At 53.2% G+C, this 1,069-nt stretch carries 1 rRNA gene; it reads right to left on the bottom strand.

Annotated elements, in window-relative coordinates:
• A 23S ribosomal RNA gene (locus HWW83_RS25450) occupies nucleotides 1-1,069 on the bottom strand; the annotation flags it as partial.

The raw sequence follows: 1,069 nt of genomic DNA, 5'->3' as shown, positions 1-1,069 counted from the left end.
AAGGCCCAGGGAAGACTCATCTTGAGGCAAGTTTCGCGCTTAGATGCTTTCAGCGCTTATCTTTTCCGCACTTAGCTACCGGGCAATGCCATTGGCATGACAACCCGAACACCAGTGGTGCGTTCACTCCGGTCCTCTCGTACTAGGAGCAACCCCTCTCAATCTTCCAACGCCCACGGCAGATAGGGACCGAACTGTCTCACGACGTTCTAAACCCAGCTCGCGTACCACTTTAAATGGCGAACAGCCATACCCTTGGGACCTACTTCAGCCCCAGGATGTGATGAGCCGACATCGAGGTGCCAAACACCGCCGTCGATATGAACTCTTGGGCGGTATCAGCCTGTTATCCCCGGAGTACCTTTTATCCGTTGAGCGATGGCCCTTCCATTCAGAACCACCGGATCACTAAGACCTACTTTCGTACCTGCTCGAGCCGTCACTCTCGCAGTCAAGCTAGCTTATGCCTTTGCACTAACCTCACGATGTCCGACCGTGATTAGCTAACCTTCGTGCTCCTCCGTTACTCTTTGGGAGGAGACCGCCCCAGTCAAACTACCCACCAGACACTGTCCTCACCCCAGATTATGGGGCCGAGTTAGAACATCAAACATTAAAGGGTGGTATTTCAAGGATGGCTCCACGCAGACTGGCGTCCACGCTTCAAAGCCTCCCACCTATCCTACACATCAAGGCTCAATGTTCAGTGTCAAGCTATAGTAAAGGTTCACGGGGTCTTTCCGTCTTGCCGCGGGTACACTGCATCTTCACAGCGAGTTCAATTTCACTGAGTCTCGGGTGGAGACAGCCTGGCCATCATTACGCCATTCGTGCAGGTCGGAACTTACCCGACAAGGAATTTCGCTACCTTAGGACCGTTATAGTTACGGCCGCCGTTTACTGGGGCTTCGATCAAGAGCTTCGCCTTGCGGCTGACCCCATCAATTAACCTTCCAGCACCGGGCAGGCGTCACACCGTATACGTCCACTTTCGTGTTTGCACAGTGCTGTGTTTTTATTAAACAGTTGCAGCCAGCTGGTATCTTCGACTGGCTTCAGCTCCATCCGC

Origin of the sequence: Serratia ureilytica, from assembly GCF_013375155.1 — a bacterium.
In the GTDB taxonomy this organism is placed as follows: Bacteria; Pseudomonadota; Gammaproteobacteria; order Enterobacterales; family Enterobacteriaceae; genus Serratia; species Serratia ureilytica.
Note: the sequence above shows the minus strand (reverse complement) of the source record. Positions and strands in the feature narration are given on the sequence as shown.